The organism is Allocoprococcus comes, from assembly GCF_013300725.1.
GTDB classification, from domain to species: domain Bacteria; phylum Bacillota; class Clostridia; order Lachnospirales; family Lachnospiraceae; genus Allocoprococcus; species Allocoprococcus comes_A.
The window spans coordinates 1-601 of record NZ_JAAIMM010000107.1; the positions used below are offsets into that span (position 1 = coordinate 1).

General features: G+C 43.4%; 1 protein-coding gene. It reads left to right on the forward strand.

Annotated elements, in window-relative coordinates:
• Positions 1-474: gamma-glutamylcyclotransferase family protein (locus tag G4407_RS16265; RefSeq protein WP_243868874.1), on the forward strand; the 474-nt coding region annotated here is incomplete at its 5' end.
• Positions 475-601: the final 127 nt, after the last annotated feature.

Sequence of the window (601 nt, forward strand, 5' to 3'; positions counted from 1 at the left end):
AGATATTATTTTGCATATGGCAGTAACATGAACCTGGGGCAGATGAGATTCCGCTGTCCGGATGCGGAAGTGGTTGGCAATGTCCGGCTGGAAGATTACCGGCTGGCATTTCGTGGCAGAGCTCCGGGAAATGGCGTTGCAACTGTGCTTCCGGAAAAAGGAAGCTATGTGGATGGAGTCTTATGGAAGATCACAGAAGCTTGTGAAAAGAGTTTGGATTTTTATGAAGGATTTCCGAATTTTTATGGGAAAGAAACCATTCAGGTAAAGAATCAGGCTGGAGCTTTAAGGGAAGTATTCGTATACACGATGAACTCCCCTCATAAGGATGTTCCGGCAAAACCATCGAAATTTTATCTGGATGGAATTCTGGAAGGATGTCTGGAAAATGGATTGCCGACAAAGGCAGTGATGGATGCGGTAAAACGCACCAGACAGGAAATGAAAAAAGCAGAAAAGCAATATACAAGATAAATGTTACCGCAGAGGGAGAGCCTTCTGCGGTATTTTACTGAACAATGTATTTATTATCAGAAAGGAAACACACATGAAGGTGAAGAATTTAAAAACCAGAATCGCAGCCTTTGGACTGGCTGTCCTG